Source organism: Rodentibacter myodis, assembly GCF_001999305.1.
Taxonomy (GTDB): Bacteria; Pseudomonadota; Gammaproteobacteria; order Enterobacterales; family Pasteurellaceae; genus Rodentibacter; species Rodentibacter myodis.
The window spans coordinates 49,304-73,999 of the sequence record NZ_MLHQ01000001.1; the positions used below are offsets into that span (position 1 = coordinate 49,304).

The 24,696-nt window shown below is 40.8% G+C and carries 20 protein-coding genes and 1 pseudogene; 6 read left to right on the forward strand and 15 right to left on the reverse strand.

Annotated elements, in window-relative coordinates:
- From BKL49_RS00225 to leuA, 15 genes and pseudogenes are all read right to left on the reverse strand, one after another.
- Complete coding sequence (locus BKL49_RS00225; protein ID WP_077422642.1) at positions 1–618, reverse strand: DMSO/selenate family reductase complex B subunit; 618 nt, start codon at positions 616–618, stop codon at positions 1–3.
- Positions 619–628: 10 nt separating this feature from the next.
- Positions 629–3,049 carry a DMSO/selenate family reductase complex A subunit gene (locus BKL49_RS00230; RefSeq protein WP_077422643.1) on the reverse strand — a complete coding sequence of 807 codons (2,421 nt, stop codon included), beginning with the start codon at positions 3,047–3,049 and terminating at the stop codon, positions 629–631.
- A 387-nt stretch (positions 3,050–3,436) separates the two neighbouring features.
- On the reverse strand, positions 3,437–5,281 hold the full coding sequence (locus BKL49_RS00235) for a hypothetical protein (protein ID WP_143530780.1): 1,845 nt from the start codon (positions 5,279–5,281) through the stop codon (positions 3,437–3,439).
- Between the two features lie 197 nt (positions 5,282–5,478).
- Positions 5,479–6,165, reverse strand: a complete 687-nt coding sequence (locus BKL49_RS12515; RefSeq protein ID WP_244151917.1) for a hypothetical protein — start codon at positions 6,163–6,165, stop codon at positions 5,479–5,481.
- 17 nt (positions 6,166–6,182) lie between these two features.
- The gene (locus BKL49_RS12520) at positions 6,183–6,665 is read right to left on the reverse strand and encodes a hypothetical protein (RefSeq protein ID WP_244151918.1); all 483 of its coding nucleotides are present in this window, start codon (positions 6,663–6,665) and stop codon (positions 6,183–6,185) included.
- Positions 6,666–6,667: 2 nt separating this feature from the next.
- Positions 6,668–7,909: pseudogene (locus BKL49_RS12525) on the reverse strand (alpha/beta hydrolase); the annotation flags it as partial.
- A gap of 61 nt (positions 7,910–7,970) precedes the next feature.
- Positions 7,971–8,495 (reverse strand): hypothetical protein, encoded by a 525-nt coding sequence (locus tag BKL49_RS12530; RefSeq protein ID WP_244151920.1) that lies wholly within the window; start codon positions 8,493–8,495, stop codon positions 7,971–7,973.
- Entirely contained in the window at positions 8,464–8,796 is a 333-nt protein-coding gene (locus tag BKL49_RS12535) for a hypothetical protein (RefSeq protein ID WP_244151921.1), read from the reverse strand. The genes BKL49_RS12530 and BKL49_RS12535 overlap by 32 nt, the downstream gene beginning before the upstream one ends.
- A complete protein-coding gene (locus BKL49_RS00250; protein ID WP_244151922.1) occupies positions 8,789–10,123 on the reverse strand; it encodes a DUF4123 domain-containing protein in 1,335 nt (444 codons plus the stop codon). The genes BKL49_RS12535 and BKL49_RS00250 overlap by 8 nt, the downstream gene beginning before the upstream one ends.
- Before the next feature lie 124 nt (positions 10,124–10,247).
- Positions 10,248–10,805 carry a superoxide dismutase family protein gene (gene sodC / locus BKL49_RS00255; protein WP_077422646.1) on the reverse strand — a complete coding sequence of 186 codons (558 nt, stop codon included), beginning with the start codon at positions 10,803–10,805 and terminating at the stop codon, positions 10,248–10,250.
- A gap of 88 nt (positions 10,806–10,893) precedes the next feature.
- A complete protein-coding gene (locus tag BKL49_RS00260) occupies positions 10,894–12,552 on the reverse strand; it encodes an LTA synthase family protein (protein ID WP_077422647.1) in 1,659 nt (552 codons plus the stop codon).
- 145 nt (positions 12,553–12,697) lie between these two features.
- A complete protein-coding gene (leuD, locus tag BKL49_RS00265; protein WP_077422648.1) occupies positions 12,698–13,300 on the reverse strand; it encodes a 3-isopropylmalate dehydratase small subunit in 603 nt (200 codons plus the stop codon).
- Between the two features lie 10 nt (positions 13,301–13,310).
- Positions 13,311–14,720: a 3-isopropylmalate dehydratase large subunit gene (leuC, locus tag BKL49_RS00270; protein WP_077422649.1), complete on the reverse strand. Its 1,410-nt coding sequence runs from the start codon at positions 14,718–14,720 to the stop codon at positions 13,311–13,313.
- A gap of 107 nt (positions 14,721–14,827) precedes the next feature.
- On the reverse strand, positions 14,828–15,904 hold the full coding sequence (leuB, locus tag BKL49_RS00275) for a 3-isopropylmalate dehydrogenase (RefSeq protein WP_077422650.1): 1,077 nt from the start codon (positions 15,902–15,904) through the stop codon (positions 14,828–14,830).
- 580 nt (positions 15,905–16,484) lie between these two features.
- On the reverse strand, positions 16,485–18,032 hold the full coding sequence (gene leuA / locus BKL49_RS00285; RefSeq protein ID WP_077422651.1) for a 2-isopropylmalate synthase: 1,548 nt from the start codon (positions 18,030–18,032) through the stop codon (positions 16,485–16,487).
- A 530-nt stretch (positions 18,033–18,562) separates the two neighbouring features.
- Here leuA and dprA point away from each other — a divergent pair.
- The 6 genes from dprA (at position 18,563) to BKL49_RS00315 (ending at position 24,637) form a co-directional block, all read left to right on the forward strand.
- The gene (gene dprA / locus BKL49_RS00290) at positions 18,563–19,684 is read left to right on the forward strand and encodes a DNA-processing protein DprA (RefSeq protein WP_077422652.1); all 1,122 of its coding nucleotides are present in this window, start codon (positions 18,563–18,565) and stop codon (positions 19,682–19,684) included.
- A 40-nt stretch (positions 19,685–19,724) separates the two neighbouring features.
- Positions 19,725–20,501, forward strand: coding sequence for a peroxide stress protein YaaA (gene yaaA, locus BKL49_RS00295; protein ID WP_077422653.1), 777 nt, complete (start codon positions 19,725–19,727; stop codon positions 20,499–20,501).
- Positions 20,494–21,075 carry a hypothetical protein gene (locus tag BKL49_RS00300; protein ID WP_077422654.1) on the forward strand — a complete coding sequence of 194 codons (582 nt, stop codon included), beginning with the start codon at positions 20,494–20,496 and terminating at the stop codon, positions 21,073–21,075. Before yaaA ends, BKL49_RS00300 begins: the two co-directional genes overlap by 8 nt.
- A 120-nt stretch (positions 21,076–21,195) precedes the next feature.
- Positions 21,196–22,161, forward strand: coding sequence for a 6-phosphofructokinase (pfkA, locus tag BKL49_RS00305; RefSeq protein ID WP_077422655.1), 966 nt, complete (start codon positions 21,196–21,198; stop codon positions 22,159–22,161).
- Positions 22,162–22,259: 98 nt separating this feature from the next.
- Positions 22,260–23,246: a YeeE/YedE family protein gene (locus BKL49_RS00310; protein ID WP_077422656.1), complete on the forward strand. Its 987-nt coding sequence runs from the start codon at positions 22,260–22,262 to the stop codon at positions 23,244–23,246.
- Between the two features lie 14 nt (positions 23,247–23,260).
- On the forward strand, positions 23,261–24,637 hold the full coding sequence (locus BKL49_RS00315) for a rhodanese-like domain-containing protein (RefSeq protein ID WP_077422766.1): 1,377 nt from the start codon (positions 23,261–23,263) through the stop codon (positions 24,635–24,637).
- The last annotated feature ends 59 nt before the right edge of the window (positions 24,638–24,696 follow it).

Sequence of the window (24,696 nt, forward strand, 5' to 3'; positions counted from 1 at the left end):
TTATACCTCTCTTGGATTGCCTAAAAAGCCGTCTATATCACCGCTTGGACGGGCATTTTTGTTGGGTTTTACGACTAAATTCGGTTGTGTAATCTCCGCTGGGGGGAGTGGTGCAATGGAAGCCTGTTCGCCATATTTGGCACGGAGTTCATCAATCGGAGCAAAATCTAACGCACGCAACGGACAAGCCTCCACACAAATCGGTTTTTGCCCTGCTTTCACACGGGAATAACAGCCATCACATTTTGTCATATGCCCTTTTTGTGCATCATATTGCGGTGCGTCATAAGGGCAAGCCATATGGCAATAGCGGCAACCGATACAAATTTCTTCATTGACGATGACAAAACCGTCTTCGTTTTTGTGCATTGCACCGGTTGGGCAAACCTTAGTACAAGCAGGATCGGCACAATGATTGCAGGAAATCGACATATAATAGGCGAATACATCTTGGTGCCAACAGCCGTCCGGTTGTTGTGTCCAGTTGCCGCCTGTATATTCATAAATGCGGCGGAAATTCACCTCTGTGCCTAAATCTTTATAATCTTTACAGGCTAATTCACAAGTTTTGCAGCCTGTACAGCGTTCAGAATCAAAATAAAAACCATACTGTTCCATAATGCTTTCCTTACAAGCGTTCCACTTGAACTAAATTAGAATGTTGCGGATTCCCTTTTGCCAACGGTGAAGGGCGTTGGGTCGTTAATACGTTGATACAACCGGAATGATCAATGCGATCTTTATCCGGTGCATACCACGCCCCTTCGCTTAATGCCACTACGCCCGGCATAATACGAGGGGTAACCTTCACATTAATACGCACTTCCCCTCGATCGTTAAAGATACGAATCATCTCGCCATTTTTAATGCCACGCGGTTGGGCATCAATCGGGTTCATCCACACTTCTTGCGGATTTGCCGCTTTTAACACATCCACATTGCCATAGGTGGAGTGGGTACGGGCTTTGTAGTGGAAACCGCTTAGTTGGAGCGGATATTTTTCCATTAATGGATCGCCATAATGCTCGAAACTTTGGGCGTGAATCGGCAGTGGATGAATAACTTCATCTTCCGCCAATTTCCACGTTTTGGCGATTTCCGCCAAACGGGAAGAATAAATTTCAATTTTGCCTGATGGGGTTTGAAGAGGATTTTTTTCAGGATCTTCACGAAAATCTTTGTACGCCACATAAAAACCGTTCGGATCGACTTTTTTGAAAATGCCTTGTTGTCTAAATTCATCAAAGGTCGGCAATTCCGGCAGTTGTTCACGAGATTGTTCATAAATATGGCGTAGCCATTGTTCTTGCGTACGGCCTTCGGTGAATTTCTCTTTCACGCCCATTTTTTCGGCTAAATCGCTCAACATATCATAGATATTGCGACATTCAAAAGACGGCTTAATCACTTGGTCGGCGAAAATCACGTAGTTCATATTTGCCACATAGGCATCAAGGGCGAAGTCCATTTGCTCGGAAGCGGTGCAATCGGGCAGCAGAATATCACTATATTTTGCGGTGGAGGTCATATGATTATCAATGGTGATGATCATTTCGCATTGGCTTTCGTCTTGCAAAATTTCGTGGGTGCGATTGATTTGTGCGTGTTGATTAATCAAGCAATTGCTCGCATAGTTCCAGATCACTTTAATCGGGGAGGAAAGTTTATCCACACCACGGATACCATCGGTCAGTGCGGTCATTTCCGAGCCGCGAATAATGGCATCTGTCCACATAAACATCGGAATACTGGCTTGCACCGGATTTTCTAGGGTTGGCATACGCACAAAAGGAATGCTGTATGCACTTTCACGCGCGCCGGTATTACCGCCGTGAATACCTACGTTACCGGTCAAAATTGGCAACATTGCAATCGCGCGGGAAATGAGTTCGCCATTACTTCGGCGTTGCGGCCCCCAACCCTGCGCAATAAATGCCGGTTTTGTGCTGCCGATTTCTCGTGCGAGTTTAATAATACGATCAGCCGGAATACCGGTAATTTTTGCCGCCCATTCCGGCGTTTTGGCAATGCCGTCTTCTCCCATTCCTAAAATATAGGCTTTGTAATGACCATTTTTGGGGGCATCTTTTGGCAAGGTTTTTTCATCATAGCCGACACAATATTTATCAAGGAAAGGTTGATCCACCAGATTCTCGCTAATCATCACATAAGCTAATGCGGAAACCAACGCCGCGTCCGTACCGGGACGAATCGGAATCCATTCATCTTCACGCCCTGCCGCCGTATCGTTATAACGAGGGTCGATAATGATCATTTTCGCATTAGAACGTGCTTTGGCTTGCTCAATACAATAGGTTAAACCGCCACCACTCATACGGGTTTCTGCCGGATTATTGCCGAACAGTACGATGAGTTTGGTGTTTTCAATATCTGCCATACCATTCCCCATCGCCCAACCACCACCATAGGTGTAGTCCAACCCAACGGCAATTTGTGCGGTACTGTAATCCCCGTAGTGATTCAAATAGCCGCCAATGCAATTCATAAAACGGGCAACCATTGTGGAGGCAGGCGGCCAAGATTTGGTCATTGTGCCGCCAAGCGTGCCGGTGCCATAGTTTAAATAAATCGATTCATTGCCATATTTTTCGATATTTCGTTTTAAGGCTCTCGCAATTTCCGTTAAGGCTTCATCCCAACTAATCCGTTTAAATTTTCCTTCACCACGTTTTCCTACCCGTTTCATTGGGTATTTTAAGCGGTCGGGATTATACACACGGCGGCGCATTGAACGCCCACGTAAACAGGCACGCACTTGATGATCGAGATTATAGGTTTCTGTGCCGGTATTATCCGTTTCAACATAGGTAATGCGGTTATCTTTCACGTGCATACGCAAAGGGCAACGACTGCCGCAGTTTACCGTACAGGCACTCCATACGATTTTTTCTTCGCCATCTTTGGGCGTTGTTGATGTTTCTGCCGCCACGGCACTAAACGGCAAACTGAGATTGGATACGGCAACTGCAGCCCCTACCGATGATGCCTTAATAAAATTTCGGCGGCTAATTTGATTGGCATTACTCATAATATCCTTCCCCCACTGTGCTGCTGAGTAATCATTAAAGAGGTTTGATTAAAACATTTTTGGGAAAAGGAAAGTTTGAGCTGGATCACATAATAAAAAAGAGGGAGATAAAACCAAGTCAAAAGATGATTAAAATCAAAGTGATATAATGAGAATTGTTCTCAAAAATATACCAATTAGAAATGAAGAAGGGGAAATTGGTTGGAATTTAAATTTAAAAAAGTGCAGTTGAAAATATCAAGAATTTTAACCGCACTTTATCACGAATATTCCACCCAGATTTTTCCTGCTTCATTTTATCTGGGTAATAGTAATAAACATTAATATCTCCGTGATGAGTTTATTCGGTAACAAAAATATGAAATTTCAGGGCAGAACCAACACTATTTAATTCTTTATAAAGTTATTACGATATCCATCCCTTGAATTTACAGACAAAATATAATATGGCTGTTTCTGAATATCACGGCATGAATATGCGTTTTCAGTATTTTTTAAAATTAGTGGATAGTGCTTACGAGTAGATAGTGAAACTTCCACATCATTATCTGTGAAATTTTTTAAAATCAATGTAAGTGAGGGATTTTCATATTTGCATTTCCCTAAAGTTACTCCCTCCATCGGTGCTATTTCTTTAATTTCTCCTAGTAAAGCAATTATTTCATTTTTTGTATTAACCACAGCTTGCTCTAAATAAAACTGACTGTTAGCTATATTCAAAATCGGATAAGGTTCTATCAAGTCAAGTTCTAGATATTCTGATTTGAACTGCGATTTTTTTACGCTTTTTATTTCATCAAAATCTACTATCTCAGAATATTGTTCATTAGGATAAAAATAAGCTAACTTACCTTTATTAATTTTTACGGGATGATTTTTAATTAGTAATATCCCGTCATCAATATTACATCGTATTAATGTAAAATTCTCATATGCTAAAGAGTTATCCAATGGTTTATCATGATGCCAAAAAGTAGCTTTTTGACGACAGATGAAATTTCCCAGTTTTATTGAAGAATCATTTGTAAGCTCAACCCTTACTTCTTTCCTTCCATACATTGATTCAATATTAAATCCTTTGATATTTAATTTATCCCAAAAGAATGAATGTTCATTAGAATCTGTCCACAAGGAATACAAACGAGGATATTTATCGTTCCAGTTTACATTTATATTATTATCTAAATGAGAAAAATTTTTTAGTAATAATTCTTTTTTATTAGACAACTCTTCAAATATATTTGGATGGTAATCTAATGTAACTTTGATTAGCGTTGGACAATTAGGAGATTGGCTATTGTCCACTAAGTCATTAGTAAGCAAAGTAGGTTTTTCATCTTGTAGGTTTGTTAAAATCATTGTAGATGAGTTAGATTTAATGAAACATTGTTTCAGCTTCATATTATCCAAACCGGTCTGATGCTCAGCACTAACAACCAAAGCGATTGGGTTCGCAGATATGTCAAATAGCACGCCAATATCATCATCGTTAGCGACCCACTCTTTTTCAATTCTGACCTGTCCTTCCAAACGCACAAACCAATATTCATTTAGGCCTAATTGTGAGGCTGCCTGTTTGACTGATTCTCGCCAAGCCCCATAGCTTTTTTCTATGCCATCGCTATAATACAATATTGCATTGTTCAGTTGGATTTTCTGTTTATGTAAACTTAGGGCTAATTCCCTTACATTGCAATGAGAAAATTGGAAGGATTCAGGCTTAAAATAATATTCTTCGCCTTCTTCGTCTTTTTTTGATTTTTTCGAGGAAAAATATAATTCCATACCACATTGCATTCCCTTTGGAAGTTCTTTTGGTTGAGTCAGACTGACTGCTTTAACTTCTTCAGTGCTGTAACGGGAATCTAATGAAGTCAACTCGAAATTTCCCCATTTAAAAGTAGGTTGTTTTCCTTTTTCATCTTTTAAATTATCGGTTGAAGCATAAAATCTATCATAATCAGCCCAGATCTCTGTATTGTTTGGCACATTTTGTAATACCTCAAGAAATATACTTGTGGATTCTTTTATCCTTTTCCGATAGATTGTTTCATCGATATAATTTCTCAAGGCAAAATAACCAAAAAAAATAGCAAAAGAAGCTATAAATAGAAGAAATTTTATTGGTCCTTTTATTTTATGTTTAGATAATCTTAATGTAATAAAATGTAAAACAGAATAAATGAATAAAATAATGAAATAATATAGGATAAGATATGATGAAACAATCATATCTGTAGAGCCTGAATGTAAGGAGATAAAAAAGTAAATAAGTAAAATAATAAATATGGTAATAAAGTTAGTTCTCATGTTTTTACCTGTTATAAATAAAATATAGCTTTTCCTAAAATTTAGGAAAATATTTGTGTATTAAATTAAAATGATATTCTGAATAAAAAATCAGTAAAAAATCAACCGCACTTTTTAGACTAATACGCCACCCAGATTTTTTCTAACTCCATTTTATCGGGGTGATAGCGGTAAACATTAATGCCGCCGTGATGAGCCTGCCCGGTAACGAGGATATGGGCTTTGGGGGCAGAGGCTATGCTATTTGATTTTTCATAAGCGTCTGTTGAAATTGCGGGAGTGTCACCAATTTCCACAAAGGCTTTTATCCAGGGATCACCCACGGTAAAAAGCGGGCTATGTTTTTCCCCTTTACCATCTCTTGGTGGCGCCATTCTTAATTCAATAAATTCCGTATCTGTCACAAAGGCATAAGTCACCGGATTATTTAAGTCGATCTCTACGCCAGGGACTCGTAGAAGTTGACTATCATCATATCCTTCAGGATTTCCAATTCCTCGATCAGGGTCAGCCAGTCTTAATCGATTTGTTAAATTTGTGGTTTCCCACATATAGTGACGTATATTTTCTCCGCCACTGACAATCCATTTTCCATCAGGGCTGAATAAAGCATCAGAGCGTCCGCCAAATCCCCAAAGACGTGCTACCGGTTTTAAGGTTTTTCTGTCCCATAAAGTTACACCATCATAGCTACTTTTTTTATAAACACTGGGCTGTACGGGATCAGCTGTTGGATTTAATTGAACCACTCCGGCATTTTCTGGTGTGCCACCATTTGAAGCCGTTAAAAAATATTTATCAGACAAGTCGAAATTATAATGAATCAAATCGGTATATTGGTGTAAATCGGCACCATATTCTCGCTGTGCCCTTTAAAAATTTTGCCGGTTTGGTTGGCACTGGCATAAAAAGTTCTGTCGGCACTCATAATGTGCCTTGTTAAATCAAAATGTTTAAAACTTTCCAGCTCTTTTCCGTTCACATTTTGAATATGCACGACATTATCCAATCCCTGCCACATAAAATCATGACTGTCGGGAATAAAATAAGCACTATCTGTATTCACATCCTCAGCGATAACTTTTTTTTCCTTTTTGTCGATATTCCATAAAACCAGCTTAGTCTTATCTTTCTTTTTATCATTTTTCCAACGATGAGCGCTAATGACATATTTCCCATCACTGGAGATGCCTAATGTTTGAACTTCTCCAGTCTCTGAAATTAAATCTTGCCAGTTAGTAAACACATAAAATATTGCATAGCAAATTAATGCAAATACGCCCGTAATAAAGAGTTTCTTCTTCATGGTTAATACCGCCCAAATTTTGAATATAGTTTTATTTTTTTATCCATAATTTCCCGCTTATAGCTATATTTATAAATCAACGGGAAAACCTGATGAATATCAATTGGTTGATATTCCCATTCGCGCATAGCCGAGTGGGAAATAAAGTAGTAAAAATTTTCACCTCTTCGAATTTCAAACTGCCCGAAGAATTCGAGTTTTTCTATCGGAAGATCAGCGATAAATTTATCATGCCAACGTTTCGCTTCTTTTTCAGAGACGGGGTTCCCCCATTTATCCTGCCCCTCAGTCGTTCGTCTGTTCCCACAATGCCCTAAAGCGCCTCTCACTTCCGAGCCCTTGCCGTTCCAATTCGACAGCATATTGTCCGTCAGTACCTCAATAATATGTTCTAACACTTCTTCCGGAAATCGTCTGAAATGGCTCCAAGGCTTAAGATAGTTCAGTTCGGCAATACCACCTTGCACAGCAACCTGCTTGGCTTCTTGCTCTAGTAATTTCCGAATCGCTTGTCGATAATAAGCTCGTGACATCACCGATTTACGCTCGGTTTTTCTAAATCCATAATCTGTCGAGTAAGGTGGGCTAATGGGATGAAAACTCTCTCTAAATTCTTCAATCTCTGTTCCTTGGTAATAATCTCTAAATGCCCATTTAGCTCCACCTATCGCCCAATATTTTTTGGGATAAGCACCACCTAGCAATCCTAAGAACTCATCATCTCGCCAGCTATCATCACCATCAAGCACCCCATCTTCTTGTGAATATAACACGGTGATATGTTTCGGCACTTTATGGGCATAAGGAAAAATTTCCATTGCTACCGGATTATAGGCCTTTTTGGCTTCGTAATTATCCAGATTTGTTATCGCATTATCTGCCACCGCTGCTTCCCACATAATCAGATTATCGATTTTATCATCGTATTTTCCGTCAAAATCCCCCAAGATATTCATTGCCGAAAGCGCAACCCTCGCCCCTAAAGAATGGGTAATAATGTTGATTCGTATATTTTCATCTATCAACTGTTTCAATACGCCGGCTAACTTTCTGCCCGATTCATTGGCGTACATTTCCGCACGGAAGAAATTTATATCCGGATCAACACTGCCCGACCACGTTACTCCCACAATACGACTGTACTTGTCCCATAAGTCAAAGTCACTTAATTCATCTTTACCCGCTGCCGCAAGATTTAAGTAATATTCCACATTGGGTAGCCAAGCCAGAGCTTTGAAACCATTGTAGGTGTCTTCCAGTTTGTCATAACGTTTAGCTAATTCCTGTTTGGCATAAATAGACCGATTACCAAACTTTTTTGGGATATTTTGCATAAGGTCTGCCGTCTTTAATCTCTATTTCTTCCCCTCTGCTTTGTGAAATCACAGCCGAAAGTTGGTTTATCAATTTTTCGTGCTGGTGTAAGAAAGGACGTTGAATATTCTCGGGGTTCAAAGAATATGGATATGATATTTGCTCGCCTAACTCTTCATCACTGGCAAAGCGCCCCATATGACCGAGTGGTACACTATAACCGTGAATAAATAAGGTTGCGCAACCTCCATCATCTTTTATTTGTAGGATTTGTTCTTCGTTTAGATAAATGGTTTCATTCTGTCTCAATCGTAAATTCACTAAAATCGGTGGCGGTAAATAGACCGCTTCCACCTCGTTTTCCGTAAAACTTACCTGTACTTTTAAGGGATTGGCGAGTTGTTTGAGGGGTTCTTTCGATTTAATAAAATCCGTATCTGACATTTTATTCCGTACTTTCACCAATACTCGTCCATCCGAAGCCTTAAATGGCGTATGTTCCGTTTCTTCTGTCAAATGGCTTTATATAAGTAGAAGATGCCGCTTTGCCGCCCGAAAGCTGCCATGAAATATAACCACAACGTACGCCATAGTGTACACTTTTACCCTCTTCAATTTTCGCTGGAAACGGCGTACCTGATTCATCAAACACTGTTACTTCGATGCCATCAGGAAGCCGGCGTGGGTTATTGGGCGTTCTTAACGTATCATAATGATAAATCATCACATCGGCACGGCACATATCGGCAACCCTGTCTATCTGTTCAGAATGGTAATTTTTCATCATTTCAACATGTAGGGATTTTATACTAGACATGGCTTGCTCCTTTAGCTTGTAATTGATAGTAAATACGCCCTTGTTTTTCCAGTTCATCAAAGCGTTTTTCTAAATAAAATTGCTTTTCTTGTTCGGTTAAATCACTCATCAAAATTTCATTCAATTTATTTTCCGGATCTAAATAGTTGACCGAATCACCATAAATCAAATTGGCTAATGCCAACTGCAAAATGCTAGAGCTTTCTTTCATTCTTGCGGTATTTACCAAACGATAAGCATGATTGACCGTTTTTTCTACAATCTCTTTACCATAAGCCTCGGCAAATTCCGGATGTTGTATCATCAATACTCTAATTATATCTTCACAAAGTGAATTATTACGCTTTGCGATAAATGCTTCATTTTCAAACTTATCAAACTGTTTGTTGGCTTTTTTAAATGTCGATAAATCAACACTGGGTTCATACTCAATTAATTCATCTCCACGTTTAATGCAAAATATTTTTTCAATCATATTTCCATTAAAAAACGCCGCTAATTTAGTTGGATAGGTTTGTAAACGATCGAGATATTCTTCTAAAACAATCGGATCAAAAAAGCGAAAATAATAAAAGTGTTCTGTATAATCTGGTAATATAAACCATTTTCGGAAATGGTTTAATAATTCATCAGATGTTGCCTTTGAATGAAAAAATATACCAATATTACGTTCACCATAATTAATTCCCTCTACATAGTTTTCACCATTGCGACAAAATAAACGGGGTAATATGCCATGTTCTTTGGGAAGTTCGACTAAATAAGGCGCATTATTCGCATAAGTTTTTGCTTTTTCACCTTGAAATAAACAGGTATAACTGACACTTTCAGTACGAAATAAATCAGGAAAGAAACGTGCTGTTGCCGCATTAATTACTGCATAGCATTTGTCTTTTGCTCCATTATTCCATAAGCGGGATTCAATGACTGGTGGCACTTCAAATAGTGCAAATCTTGAAATCGAAATTTGTTCTGACCAAGAAGGAATGGCATAAATTTGTTTTCGTAAATTAGGTAAGCTTGTTTGAGGAAGATTATTACGACGAAGATAAAATAAAAAGAGCGGTTGATTTTTCGAGAGTTTTTCCGCTTCGGAATAAAGCATTTCAGCTAATATTTCATCCGTATGAAATTGTATATAATTTTCTAATGATAATATTTCTAATGGAAAAGAGAAGCGGAGTTGATGTTTTTGTTGATAATATTGAATATAATTTTTTGCAATTTCGGCATTATCGGCATAAACCAAAATTAATACTTTTTCTTGTTGATTATCGCTAATTTGAAATGCATCTTGAATCCAAACAAAAGAGAAATTACTATCCATAAAACCCTCCTTAATGGAATATAAAAAGCCGCCTATTATATTGAGTAAAGAGATGGAAAAAATATAAGAGTGCGGTCAAAAATATTCAAAATTTTGACTGCACTTTTTTATCTCAAAAATCAGATTATTTAATCACCCCACACGCCATACGCGCACCGCCACCACCAAGTGGAGTTGGGCGATCGGCGTGATTATCACCGCCTGCGTGAATCATAATTGAGTGGCCACGAACTTCGTCTAAGTGTTTAAGACGTGGTGCTAAAACCGGATTTGTTGCTGTGCCATCATGTAATACGGTTAATACCGGTAAATCGCCTAAATGTGCATCATCCTGCCATGGGAAGCCGTGTTGTTTGGTTTCTTTTGGATCCCAATGACCGCCTGCACCAAGACCGGCAGTGAGTTTACCGTCTTTTTCTTTCGCTTCGCAGCTTGGATTTTGGTGAATGTGGAAGCCGTGTAAACCTTCTGTTAAGCCTTGCAGATTTGGGGTGAAAACTAAACCGTAGTTGGATTCGGTGATCGTAATCGTCCCTACATCTTTGTTACCGTTTGCTGGATCAAGCTGTTCTACTTTTACTTCAATTGTTTCACTGGTTGGTTTCATATCACTATGTTCGTGCGCGTTTGCAAAGCTACTTGCACATACTGCACCGATTACCAATGCGATGAGCGTTTTCATATCATCTCCTTATTTTGAATAAACTCGTGTTTTATTGTAGTCAATTTTGGATAAAAATCCGATAAAATTTTACAAGCAATTTGCATTTTTATTGCGCAATTTTTAAGGTTTGATAAAGATAAGTGCGGTAATCGTTCACAAATTGCGGATCGGCACTATCTTCTAATTTCCCATCACTTAATTGACACATCGTTTGGTTGGCTTTCATAAAATCATCTTGCGGTGGCAAGCCTGCAATATCCAATAGTACCCCACCGGCAAAGGCGAGATCCAAGAAATTCTGTTCTTGTTTAAATTGAGTGGCGCAGTTACTTCTGACAACAAATTGCGTAATGTAATCAGGGGAAGGAAAATCCCCTTTTTTCGCCGGAATGGTGTTATCAAATGCCACTTGGTGATCGCCAAAATAACCGAATACGAAGGGTTTATTCCGTTGGTGTAAGTAATTATTTATTCCTTCAATGGCATCATTAAGTGCCACAATCCGTTGGGTATAATCATTCAAGGCTGCAATGCTTTTTTCTCCAAGATTCGGCATTTCCAGATTGTAGTCATTTTCCATATCAAGGCGATAAGGCCCGTGTTCACGCATTGTTAATACATATACAAACATCGGTTGATTGATATTTTCGAGTGCCGGATGGCGTTTTTCTAAAATCATTTTTGTGTAAGTCATCATTTCTTCACTGCTGATCGTCCACAAATTTTTACTTAATGGGGCGGGGTAGCCTAAATCTTGTGGCTGCAGCATTAAATCAAAACCGAAATGATCGTAGGCGGATTTGGCGTTGTAATTGCCTTTGGTAAAAGGGGAAAGCGCCACGCAAAAGTAGCCTTGAGAACGTAGGTTTTTGATGAGTCCCGATTGCAAATGTGGCACCACGGAATAAAACACGCCACTGGCTAATGCACCAAAATCGGTGGAAGGCACGCCGGCAAGAAAGGCAAATTCGGATTTCCACGTTGCACCGGCAAAAGTATGCACCCGCAATGGTGAAATAAATGCGGTGTCGGCTTGGCGTTCAAACATTGGCAAAGGAGGGATATTTTGTTGCGTAAAAGCAAACTGATGGGGATTAAGTGTGGATTCCAATAACGCTACTACTATATCCGGTTTGTTTTGTGGCATCAATGTTTTTTCTTCAGATGAAAGAGCGGTCAATTTTGCACGAAAATTTTCCGCATTGCCTTGAAACTGCGGTACTTTAAAGAAAATGCCGCGGCAAGACATTGGCAGGTTTAAGAACACATCACGCCCATCATCAGGCAAGGAGTCAAGCCAAACCTGTAAGGCATTTGGATTTTTAGAATAATGCCACATTAAAGCAAAGCTCCCGATAAAAAGTACCGTGCCAAGTAAATGCCCCCAAATACCAAGGGATTCAACATCCGACCAACCTAAAATGGCGTACCCCAGTAAAGCAAGCAACCCCACTACGCCGCCTAATGCGCCTTTATAGTGCATTAGCGTTTCCCAGTTTCGCCAATCCACCACGAGGAAAAAATCTGAAATAAGCAGGGGCTGTTTGTAATAATGAATTTTTAAACGATGGAACAGCATTAAGGCAACAAAAAGCACAGAGGTGAAGTTTAACGCCCGTTGCCATTGCCCCGTGAAAGCGAGCATTCCACCAAAGAAAAAAATAAACAGGGAAATGGCGAAAAAATAAGTCCAGCGGTAATGGGAATTAATGATAAAAATCACCGCCGCAATCGTAAATAAAGAGAGAAAGGCATAAGCAATCATTGCGTTGTTCCTTGAAATATGACAATAAAATAGCGCGAAAGATAATAGGAGGAAGGCAGGGGCGTGTCAAATGGCAATATGATGAAAGAAAGTGCGGTCAAAAAATAGGGGATTTTTGACCGCACTTTATAGGCAATTTAAAAAATTAACGTAAGAAAGCCGGAATATTTTTCTCAAATTCGGCAATTTTGTCTTCGTGTTGAAGGGTTAAGCCGATATTATCCAAGCCTTCTAACAAGCAGTGGCGGCGGAATTCATCCAGTTCAAAACGATAGATTTTGTCACCTACGGTGACGGTCGTTGCTTCTAAATCTACGTGAATTGTTTTTCCCTCATTTGCCCACACCCATTGGAAAATTTCTTCCACTTCTTCTTCGTTCAATCGAATTGGCAACATATGGTTGTTTAGACTGTTGTTGTAGAAAATATCCGCAAAACTTGGGGCGATCATCACTTTAAAACCATAATCGGCTAATGCCCAAGGGGCGTGTTCACGGGAAGAACCGCAACCCAAATTTTTGCGTGCCAATAAAATGGTTGCGCCTTGATATTGTGGAAAATTCAGTACAAATTCCGGATTCGGTTGTGTGCCTTCCGCATCTAAATAACGCCATTCGTGAAACAGATGTTTACCAAATCCCACGCGGGTAATGGCTTGTAAAAATTGCTTTGGAATGATGGCATCGGTGTCCACATTGGCGGCATCCAATGGCACTACTAAGCCTGAAAGTTGTTTAAATCCTGCCATTTTTCGCTCCTTAATTTAATGTTACATCACGAATATCAACGAATTTACCGTACATTGCCGCGGCGGCTGCCATTGCCGGGCTGACTAAATGCGTGCGTCCGTTACGTCCTTGACGGCCTTCAAAATTACGGTTGGAAGTGGAAGCACAGCGTTCCCATTCACCAAGACGGTCATCGTTCATTCCCAAGCACATTGAACAGCCCGGATTACGCCATTGTGCACCGGCGGCAATAAAGATTTTATCCAAGCCTTCTTTTTCTGCCTGTTCTTTCACCAAACCGGAACCCGGCACAACCAAAATACGTTTGACGTTATCGGCTTTTTTGCGACCTTTCATCACCGCCGCCGCCGCACGCAAATCTTCAATTCGTGAATTGGTGCAAGAACCGATAAATACTTGATCAACAGGAATTTCCGTTAAATCGGTACCCGGTTCCAGCCCGATATATTGCAAGGCTTTTTCCGCCGAAGCACGTTGTACAGGATCAGTCATTTCAGCCGGATTCGGCACTTTTTGGGTAATGGCGATCACCTGTCCGGGGTTGGTTCCCCAAGTAACTTGTGGGGCGATATCTTTTGCTTCCAGTGTTACCACCGTATCAAATTGTGCATCATCATCGGATTTTAAGGTTTTCCAATATTCAACCGCTTCATCCCAATCTTTCCCTTTTGGCGCATAAGGGCGATCTTTTAAGTAAGCAAAGGTGGTTTCATCCGGTGCAATTAAGCCTGCTTTTGCCCCCATTTCGATTGCCATATTACATACAGTCATCCGCCCTTCCATTGAAAGATCGCGAATGGCTTCGCCACAAAATTCCACTACGTGACCCGTGCCACCTGCCATAGTGGTTTTGCCGATAATGGCAAGAATAATATCTTTTGCCGTGATCCCCGCCGCGACTTTGCCACGCACTTCAATTTTCATACTTTTAGCACGGGCTTGTTTTAAAGTTTGGGTGGCTAAAACGTGTTCCACTTCGGATGTGCCGATACCGAACGCCAATGCTCCAAATGCCCCGTGGGTTGCGGTGTGTGAGTCACCACAAACGATTGTCATACCCGGCAGGGTTAAACCTTGTTCCGGCCCCATCACGTGAACGATACCTTGCTGTTTGGTGTTCATATCAAATAATTGAATACCGGTGGAGCGGGTGTTTTTCTCAAGTTCCAATACTTGGATTTTCGCCTGACCTTCCAATTTATTTACATCACGCACTTGGGTGGAAATGCTGTGATCCATTGTGCCGAAAGTTTTGCCAACCTGACGGACTTGACGACCGGCAACACGCAAACCGTCAAAGGCTTGTGGACTGGTAACTTCGTGAATCAAATGACGGTTAATGTATAAAATCGGCGTTTCGCCTTCTGCTTCATACACGATATGGGAATCGAATAATTTTTCGTAAAGTGTTTTTGCCATAATGTTTTTCTCAATCGTTAGGGAAAAGTGCGGTCAAAATTGAGGGTGTTTTTAACCGCACTTTGAAAAATGTTGCTTTCTTATAAATCAAGAAAAGCAGATTTCGTTTAAATTTCGTTTGCAATAAATGTTCCCATTTCCGCTGTGGAAATCGGGGTGGAATTATCCGCCAAATCACCGGTGCGATGACCTGCCGAAAGCACATTTTGTACGGCATTTTCAATAGCATCGGCGGCTTCGTTTAAATTGAAGCTGTAACGTAACATCATTGCCGCAGAAAGAATTTGGGCGATAGGGTTTGCAATGCCTTTGCCGGCAATATCAGGGGCAGAACCGCCCGCTGGCTCATATAAGCCAAAGCCTTCTTCATTTAAACTTGCCGAAGGCAACATTCCCATTGAACCGGTGATCATTGCCGCTTCATCGGAAATAATATCGCCGAAAATGTTAGAACAAAGCAATACATCAAAACTTTCAGGGGCTTTGATTAATTGCATTGTAGCGTTGTCGATATACATATTTTCAACGCTGACCTCAGGATATTCTTTGGCGATTTCTGCCACGGTTTCACGCCACAAGATTGAGCTTTGTAACACATTGGCTTTATCCACGGAAGTAACGTGTTTACGGCGTTTCATTGCGGCATCAAATGCCGCGCGGGCGATACGTTCGATTTCGTATTTGTAATAGACTTCCGTATCAAATGCTTTGGTTTGCGACCCTTCGCCCTCACGGCCTTTTGGTTGACCAAAATAGATACCGCCGGTGAGTTCACGCACCACCACCATATCAAAACCTTTCGCGGCAATATCCGCACGTAATGGACAGAATTTTTCCAAGCCTTTGTAAAGGGTTGCCGGACGTAAATTGCAGAATAATTTGAAATGTTTACGTAATGGCAATAAGGCACCACGTTCAGGTTGTTGATCGGGCGGAAGATTTGTCCACTTAGGGCCACCGACCGAACCGAACAAAATCGCATCTGCTTCTTCGCAACCTTTTAATGTCTCGGCTGGTAGAGGCGTGCCGCAGTGATCAATCGCTGCGCCACCCACATAAAATTCATTAAAATTTAATTTAAAGCCGAATTTTTCTTGGACTTTATTTAATACTTTGATGGCTTCTGCCATCACTTCCGGCCCGATACCATCACCGGGGAGGACTGCGATGTTGTATGATTTCATTTTTATTTTTCCTATTTTGTTTACGAATTACTTTTCTTTGCTTCGCCAAAGAAAAGTAACTATTTTTGTTTGTTGGGGTTTCGCCCAATGGGCGACCTACTTTTCTTTGCTTGTGCAAAGCAAAGTAGGCAAAAGAAACACACCCCAGTTAAATTGCTAATCTTTGCTTGGTTTCAATTTTCTTGACGGCAATTTTCTCAACTCGCCGTAAACGGCTCAAACAGACGAAAATTGCCTAAAAATTGAAAGTCGCAAAGGCAATTTATATGGGACCCCGAATTAATCGGCACATTATTTGAAAAGTGCGGTTAGTTTTAACAATATTTTTAAGATATAAGAATATCTAAAATTTTAACCGCACTTTATCGGGTTCCCTTCTTTTCCGCCTTTGTGGAATTGAATTTGTAGGAAATTTTCGTCTGTTTGAGCCACATAGTGGCGAGTTCAGAAAATTTCCGTTAAGCAAATTCAATGGAACAAAGGAAACAAGGAAAAGCCGGGAGCCTTTTTCTTTGCCTTCTTTCTTTTGGGCAAGCAAAAGAAAGAAGGTCGCCCTTTCGGGCGAAATCCGAAACGAAAGTTAATGATGTTTATGATTCTTAATATCCGCCACTTTATGCGCACGATAAATCGCATTAATAGCGTGAACTAACGCCAACGCAGAAGATTCCACAATATCCGTTGCCAAGCCCACACCGTGGAATTTGCGGCCTTCGTGTTCAACCACAATATCTACTTGCCCCAATGCTTCCGCGCCTTCGCCTTTGGCGGTTAAGTTATAATGGGACATTTTGATGTCAAGACCGGTTAAGTTCAAAATCGCATTGTAAACCGCATCAACCGGCCCATTACCACCGATAGAAGAGGTGCTTAATTTTTCGCCGTCTAATTTTAATTGCACGAATGCGGTTGCCGGATATTCTTTGGTGGAATGAGCGGATAATTTATCCAACACTAAACGATCTTCATCGCCTTGTTGCATATCAATAAACGCCAAGGCTTCCAAGTCATAATCAAATACCTGACCTTTTTTATCCGCCAATTTCAAGAAGGCATCGTACAATTTATCCAAATCGTAGTCTTGCTCGGTGTAGCCCATATCCGTCATATGACCTTTCACCGCTGCACGACCGGAACGGGCGGTTAAGTTTAATTTTTCTTTTTTCAAGCCAATGCTTTCCGGCGACATAATTTCGTAGGTATTTTTGTTTTTCAACATACCGTCTTGGTGAATACCGGAAGAATGTGCGAAAGCATTAGATCCCACAATGGCTTTGTTCGGTTGAATCGGCATATTGCAAAGTTGGCTCACCATTTGGCTGACACGGTGAATTTCTTGCGTATTGATACGGGTATCCACACCAAACAACTCTTGGCGGGTTTTAATTGCCATCACCACTTCTTCTAATGCCGTATTGCCGGCACGTTCACCAATACCGTTAATGGTACATTCAATTTGACGTGCGCCATTTTGCACCGCAGTTAAGGAATTTGCGGTCGCCATTCCTAAATCATTATGGCAATGCACAGAAATAACGGCTTTGTCGATATTCGGCACACGGTTTCTTACTTGGGCGATAATGTTGCCGTATTCCGTTGGCAAGCAATAACCCACCGTGTCGGGAATATTCACCGTCGTTGCGCCGGCATTGATTGCCGCTTCCACAATACGACAAATATTATCAATACCGGTACGCCCTGCATCTTCGCAAGAAAATTCCACATCATCGGTGTAGTTACGCGCGCGTTTTACTGCGGCGACCGCCATTTCCACCACATCATCAAAAGAACGTTTTAATTTAGCTTCAACGTGTAATGCGGAGCTGGCAATGAAAGTATGGATACGGAAGGCTTCCGCCAATTTTAAGGCTTCATAAGCCGCATCAATATCTTTATCGACCGCACGGGATAAGGCGGCAACCCGTGAATTTTTAATATGGTGGGCAATGGTTTGAACAGACTCAAAATCCCCTTGAGAAGACACCGGAAAGCCCACTTCCATCACATCCACGCCCAAGCGTTCTAACGCCAAAGCAATTTGCAATTTTTCTTTTACCGTCAAACTGGCTTTCAATGCCTGTTCGCCGTCACGCAAGGTGGTGTCAAAAATAATTACGCGATCTGTCATAACGATGTCCTTTAAAAATGTCCTTTTAAATAGTGCCGAAAGTGCGGTCAATTTTCTGCATTTTTTTACAAAAAAACCCGCAGCTTTATGGCGTGCGGGTTAACAATGAGGAGATTTACATATAACAATTTCTTATCCACAACCTAGCCGCACAAAGAATGTGTGAGCAGCAGATTGAGTGATAAAGAAACGGAAAAAAACATAAAAAATCCTATGAAAATCTTGTGTAAAACGTTTGCTATCTTACGAATAAATAAAAGGCTGTCAAATGCTTTTTTAGTGTTTTATGCCTGAATTTAAGCTGTATTTAAACAATAAATAGTGGATTTTTCTTCTAAATTTTTCATTCTTAGCATATTGCACTAGAAAATCAAATTTCGTCCCTTTTTTCCTCTATGATTCCAATCTTGTGAAAAATAATTCATTTTTCTTTATTTCTGGGAAATCGATCGCAAAAGTGCGGTGAAAAACTCGTGTATTTTTTGATTTGTTTCATAATCGGATATTTTTTGAAAGAGGGAGGAAAAGAAATGGATAACATTAATGAAACACTACTTCGTTTAATGCAAGTGCCAAGGATTGGGGGCGTGGCGATTGAGAGGATTTTGGCGAACATTACGTTGGAAGAATTGTTGAATTATGACAAAGGGATGTTATCGCAACTCGGTTGGACGGGGATTCAGATTCGCCGTTGGTTTAAGCCGGAGAGAAAATTTATTGATCCCGTATTGGAATGGGCGGAAAAAGAGGGCAATCATTTAGTGAATTATTTTTCCCCTTTTTATCCTTTTTTATTGAAGCAAATTGCGAGTTTTCCGCCGCTTTTGTTTGTAAAAGGAAATATAACGGCGATTTCACAACGGCAAATGGCAATTGTAGGTAGTCGGCATTGTTCCCTTTACGGCGAATATTGGGCGAAATATTTTGCCACGGAATTATCCCTTGCAGGATTCACCATTACCAGTGGGTTGGCATTGGGCATTGACGGTTATTGCCATAAATCGGTGGTGGAGATAAAAGGGCAGACGATTGCGGTGTTAGGCAGTGGCATTGAGAATATTTATCCGACCAAACATCATTTTTTGGCGGATGAAATTTTATCGCACAATGGGGCGTTGGTTTCAGAATTTTTACCTCATCAGCCCCCGATTGCGGCAAATTTTCCCCGCCGTAATCGGATTATTAGTGGGCTTTCGGTGGGGACATTGGTGGTTGAAGCCACGGAAAAAAGCGGTTCGCTGATCACGGCACGTTATGCTTTAGAACAAAATCGGGAAATTTTTGCCGTGCCGGGCAATATTCAAAGTGAATTTAGCCGAGGCTGTAATCACTTGATCAAGCAAGGGGCGATGTTGGTGGAAAATGTGAAGGATATTTTGGATACCCTGTATCAACATTCAATTCATAGCCAAACAGAAATCGATTTTGATCAAATTGCGGTTGAAAATTACACTCCGCCGCCGAATCCCCGCCGTGTGGTTGAATCGCCAAGTCATCCAAAACTTTACGCCCGAATAGGCTATACGCCGGTGAGCATTGATGATTTGGCACAGGAATTTGGTTTATCCGTTGATGTGTTGTTGGTTCAACTTTTGGATTTGGAATTACAGGATTTGATTTTGTGTGAAAACGGGCTTTATAAACGTGTGTAGAATTGTGCTAAAATGACGCCTTCATTTTTTAGGAGAAGCTATGTTAGCGATTATTTCCCCCGCCAAAACCTTGGATTTTGAAAGTGCGGTCAGAAAATTTCCTGTTTTTCAACCGCACTTAACGGATTATAGCGAGCAATTAATTGATCTTTGCCGCCGTCTTTCTCCGCAAGAGATTGCCTCTTTAATGTCGATTAGCGATAAACTGGCCGGTTTAAATGCCGCCCGTTTTGCCGAGTGGACAACGGATCATAATGAACAAAATTCACGTCCGGCGATTTTTGCGTTTAAAGGCGATGTTTATACCGGTTTGGATGTGGATTCATTATCGGACGAAGATATTCATTATGCACAATCCCATCTTCGTATGCTTTCCGGTTTGTATGGTTTGTTGCAACCCCTTGATTTGATGCAGCCATACCGCTTGGAAATGGGAACAAAATTGGCAAATACCAAAGGCAAAGATCTTTATGCGTTTTGGGGTGATGTAATTACACAATCGGTGCAGCAAGCCTTGGATAAGCAAGGTGATAAGGTGTTGATCAATCTTGCTTCCGATGAATATTATAAATCCGTCAAAGAAAGCAAATTGAATGCTCAAATTGTGAAGCCGATTTTTTTGGATAATAAAAATGGTACATATAAAGTGGTCAGCTTTTATGCGAAAAAAGCCCGTGGTTTAATGTGCCGCTATATCATCCAAAACCGTTTAACCCAAGTGGAGCAACTAAAGGACTTTGACCTTGGCGGCTATTGGTTTGACAGTGTTTCTTCTTCCTCAAAAGAATTGGTATTTAAACGAGATCATAATGAATAAAATTTTTGTTATTTTGACCGCACTTTTCCTTTCTGCCTGTGCCGCCAAGCCTACACAGCTTGATGTGCCGGAACAAATTAAACACCAAAATAAAACCTATCGCTTGGCAAATGGGCAGGATTTAGGCACGGTGGCACGTTATGTTTATTTGAGCAAACCCGATACTTTAACGAATTGGACGTCGCAAATTGAGGTTTTGTTTGATCGCAATGCACAACATCGTTCTATCAAAGATCGTATTATTTTGCGTGAGCGGGTCTATCGTAATACTGAGGTGAAAACCTTTAAATTAAGCCCGGTGAAGGATACTCAAGGTAAAAAAGATGAGGGGTTGATCGGTTATGTGGTGTATGCCCCTTCACAAACCGACCCTTTGTGGCAAGTGGATGTGATGACGGGAAAAGAAATGCCACAATGTGGTTTTGTGCAGTTTCAGTATTCGCAAAAAGTGAAAAATAGCCGTCATTTGAGCGAGGAAAAAGTGTTGCAACATTTGCAAAAATATTTGATTACCAAAGAAATGAAAGCATTAGAGAAGATGCCGTGGCAATGGCATTGCCAAAATCGAGAATAAAATTTTACCTAGATCAAAAGGTGAATGAATTTCTCAAATTTTTTCTAGAGTGGCAGATATGAATGGTGTAACCTTAGCAACGTTTCTTATTTCTTAAATTTAATACAAAGTAGGTTGTATATGATTAAAAAAATTGCAGTATTAACAAGTGGTGGTGATGCACCGGGTATGAACGCCGCAATCCGTGGTGTAGTACGCGCAGCCCTTGCCGAAGGCTTGGAAGTGTTTGGTATCTTTGATGGTTATCAAGGGTTATATAACAACAATATCAAACAACTCAATCGTTATAGCGTATCCGATATTATTAACCGTGGCGGTACGTTTTTAGGCTCGGCACGTTTCCCGGAATTTAAAGATCCGGCGGTACGGGCGAAATGTGCGGAAATTTTACGTTCTCACGGCATTGATGCCCTTGTGGTAATTGGTGGTGACGGTTCTTATATGGGGGCGAAACTTTTAACGGAAGAACACGGTTTCCCTTGTGTTGGTATTCCGGGAACGATTGATAACGATGTGGCTGGTACAGACTACACCATTGGTTATCAAACTGCGTTACAAACTGCGGTGGATGCGATCGACCGTTTGCGTGATACGTCCAGTTCACACCAACGTATTTCGATTGTTGAAATTATGGGTCGTCATTGTAGCGATTTAACCATCTCAGCCGGTATTGCAGGTGGTTGTGAATATATTGTGGCGTCTGAAATGGAATTTAACCGTGAAGAGTTAATCCAACAAATTGAACGTAGCATTATTCGTGGAAAACGTCACGCCATTGTTGCAATTACCGAATTGATTACCGATGTTCATTCCCTTGCCAAAGAAATTGAAGCACGCGTAGGACACGAAACCCGTGCAACCGTATTAGGGCATATTCAACGTGGCGGTACGCCTTGTGCCTTTGACCGTATTTTGGCTTCACGTATGGGCGTTTATGCGGTGGATCTTCTTCTTCAAGGAAAAGGGGGATACTGCGTAGGAATTCAAAACGAACAACTTGTTCACCACGATATTATTGATGCGATCAATAATATGCGCCGCGAATTTAAAGCCGATTGGTTAGAAGTGGCGAAACGCTTGGAATAATTTGATTGATGATTCTTCAGTAAAGTGCGGTTGTTTTCAGCCGCCTTTTTATTTGCTATCATCCACGCTTTCTAAACATCAGTATTAAGGTTTAATCAATGTTTACGGGACTTCTTATCGGGATGGCTTTTGGCATCCTCCTTCAACGAACACAATTCTGTTTTGTCTCAGGCTTTCGCCGTTTGTTATTTGAAAAAAATACCCGATTTTTAACCGCACTTTTGCTTGCCGTGACGGTGCAATCTATCGGTTTATTTGGGCTTGCCGAATTAGAACTCATCAACATTCCGAATACAACGTTGCCGATTGTCGCAACGGTGGCGGGCGGATTATTGTTTGGTATTGGTATGGTGCTGAGTAATTGCTGTGGAAGTGGTGCTTGGTTTCGTTCGGCAGAAGGGGCGTTGGGTAGCCTGCTTGCCTTAGTTGCCTTTGCCATCACAATGGCGGCGACACAAACAGGAAGTCTTCACCAATTTGTAAACCGTTGGACACAGCAAACGACAGAATGGGATAACATTTACTTAACCTTGTCTATTTCACCTTGGTGGTTGGTGGCGGCTTTAGTGCTATCTACATTCGTTTTATTGCTTCGGCGCGACAATCTATCACAAAGTAAAAATCTTTCTTTTTTTGACCGCACTTTTAAACAACCTTGGCACCCTTATTGGGGTGGATTGTTAATTAGTTTACTTGGTGTAGTCGCGTGGTATTTGAGTGCGCAAACCGGGCGTCATTACGGTTATGGCATTGCCGTGCCTTCCGCCAATGTTGTGCAATATTTAGTCATTGGACAACAGCGTTATTTAAACTGGGGTAGTTTCTTTGTGCTAGGCATTCCTCTTGGGGCTTTTTTAATGGCGAAAATCAGTGGTGATTTTTGCTTAAGAATGCCTGCCCCGAAAGAAGCATTACGCCGAATTTTAGGCGGTATTGTGATGGGATTAGGGGCAGCGTTTGCCGGCGGTTGCTCGGTGACCAATACATTGGTTGCAACGGCTTATTTTTCTTGGCAGGGCTGGATTGCCACAGGGTGTATTTTAATTGGATTTTGGCTTGGCAATAAATGGATTGTGAAAAGATAAAAGGAAAAAAGATGATGAAATTTAACCGCACTTTAGTTGGCTTGGGCGTATTAATGTCCCTTACGGCTTGTGATGATCAATCGGTAAAAGTGATTGAAACGAAGGAATTGTTGGATAATTTAAACAATCCGAATTATGTGATTATTGATTCACGTCAAGACAGTCTTTATAACGGTTTTAAAGATCACAATGCGACCCGAGGCGGACACATTCCGGGGGCAATACAATTTTCCTGTGCTTGGTTGGATGCGATTGCGCCGGATAAATTTGAATCTTTTGCCGCAGGTAAGGGCATTACAAAAGACAAAACCTTGGTATTTTATGATTCCAATCCGGATAATCTTGCCTGTATTAGTGCCGATTTTGCCGCAAAAGGTTATAAAACCCGTATTTTTAACGATTTTGTGAGTTATGCCAATGCGGATTATCCGTTAGAATTTTTCCCGAATTTCCAATATAGCGTTTCACCACAATGGATTAATGCCGTATTGAAAGGAGAAAAACCTGAAACTTACGAGAATGATAAATTTGCGATTTTTGAAGTGTCTTGGGGGCCGTTAGAAAAAGCGCAAGGTTATGTTCAACATATTGTTGGCGCTTATCATTTTGATACGGATTGGATTGAAAACGGCCCGATTTGGAATTTATCTGCGCCGGATGTGATAGAACAACATTTATTAAAAAATGGAATTACCGCCGATAAAACCATTATTTTGTATTCCGATAATCAACTGGCGGCTTACCGGGTTTTCTGGGCATTAAAATGGGCGGGCGTGAAAGATGTTCGTGTGTTAAATGGTAATCTTTCCACTTGGATGGATGAAGATTTACCAACCGAAACCACGGTGAATATACCTTCACCTGAAAACCGTTTTGGTGTGAGCATTCCGGCAAATCCACAAATTGATATTGAAACGCCAAAAGAAATGATTGCCGCACAACAGCAAGGAATGAAACTTATTAGTAATCGGGCGTGGGATGAATATATCGGCAAAGTGAGTGGCTATGATTACATTCCGGGAAAAGGTGAACCGAAAGGGGCAATTTGGGGCTTTGCCGGAACGGATTCGTCTAATATGGCGGATTATTATGATCCCGATGGCACATTGCGTAACCCAAATGAAATTTTTGCATTATGGAAAACACAAGGTATTGAGAAAGGCGATAAATTAGCTTTTTATTGTGGCACGGGCTGGCGTGCCGGTGTGTCTTGGTTTATGACCCAACTTGCCGGTTGGCAAAATACCGTGGTGTATGACGGCGGTTGGAATCAATGGCAAATGGACTCCATTTATCCGGTACAAAAAGGTGCGCCGAATAATATGCTTAAACCCGATACAAAAAATGATTTTGGCAAAGTAATGAAAAAAGGAAACTCTTGTAAAAGTTAATTTCTAACGAAAATTTATTATGTATTAGTGCATAATAAATGTGATTTCCCTTTGACTAT

Coding starts and splice junctions, on each gene's coding strand:
- BKL49_RS00225 (WP_077422642.1), bottom strand. CDS start 618: ATGGAACAGTATGGTTTTTATTTTGATTCTGAACGCTGTACAGGCTGC.
- BKL49_RS00230 (WP_077422643.1), bottom strand. CDS start 3,049: ATGAGTAATGCCAATCAAATTAGCCGCCGAAATTTTATTAAGGCATCA.
- BKL49_RS00235 (WP_143530780.1), bottom strand. CDS start 5,281: ATGATTGTTTCATCATATCTTATCCTATATTATTTCATTATTTTATTC.
- BKL49_RS12520 (WP_244151918.1), bottom strand. CDS start 6,665: ATGAAGAAGAAACTCTTTATTACGGGCGTATTTGCATTAATTTGCTAT.
- BKL49_RS12535 (WP_244151921.1), bottom strand. CDS start 8,796: ATGTCTAGTATAAAATCCCTACATGTTGAAATGATGAAAAATTACCAT.
- BKL49_RS00250 (WP_244151922.1), bottom strand. CDS start 10,123: ATGGATAGTAATTTCTCTTTTGTTTGGATTCAAGATGCATTTCAAATT.
- sodC (WP_077422646.1), bottom strand. CDS start 10,805: ATGAAAACGCTCATCGCATTGGTAATCGGTGCAGTATGTGCAAGTAGC.
- BKL49_RS00260 (WP_077422647.1), bottom strand. CDS start 12,552: ATGATTGCTTATGCCTTTCTCTCTTTATTTACGATTGCGGCGGTGATT.
- leuD (WP_077422648.1), bottom strand. CDS start 13,300: ATGGCAGGATTTAAACAACTTTCAGGCTTAGTAGTGCCATTGGATGCC.
- leuC (WP_077422649.1), bottom strand. CDS start 14,720: ATGGCAAAAACACTTTACGAAAAATTATTCGATTCCCATATCGTGTAT.
- leuB (WP_077422650.1), bottom strand. CDS start 15,904: ATGAAATCATACAACATCGCAGTCCTCCCCGGTGATGGTATCGGGCCG.
- leuA (WP_077422651.1), bottom strand. CDS start 18,032: ATGACAGATCGCGTAATTATTTTTGACACCACCTTGCGTGACGGCGAA.
- dprA (WP_077422652.1), top strand. CDS start 18,563: ATGGATAACATTAATGAAACACTACTTCGTTTAATGCAAGTGCCAAGG.
- yaaA (WP_077422653.1), top strand. CDS start 19,725: ATGTTAGCGATTATTTCCCCCGCCAAAACCTTGGATTTTGAAAGTGCG.
- BKL49_RS00300 (WP_077422654.1), top strand. CDS start 20,494: ATGAATAAAATTTTTGTTATTTTGACCGCACTTTTCCTTTCTGCCTGT.
- pfkA (WP_077422655.1), top strand. CDS start 21,196: ATGATTAAAAAAATTGCAGTATTAACAAGTGGTGGTGATGCACCGGGT.
- BKL49_RS00310 (WP_077422656.1), top strand. CDS start 22,260: ATGTTTACGGGACTTCTTATCGGGATGGCTTTTGGCATCCTCCTTCAA.
- BKL49_RS00315 (WP_077422766.1), top strand. CDS start 23,261: ATGAAATTTAACCGCACTTTAGTTGGCTTGGGCGTATTAATGTCCCTT.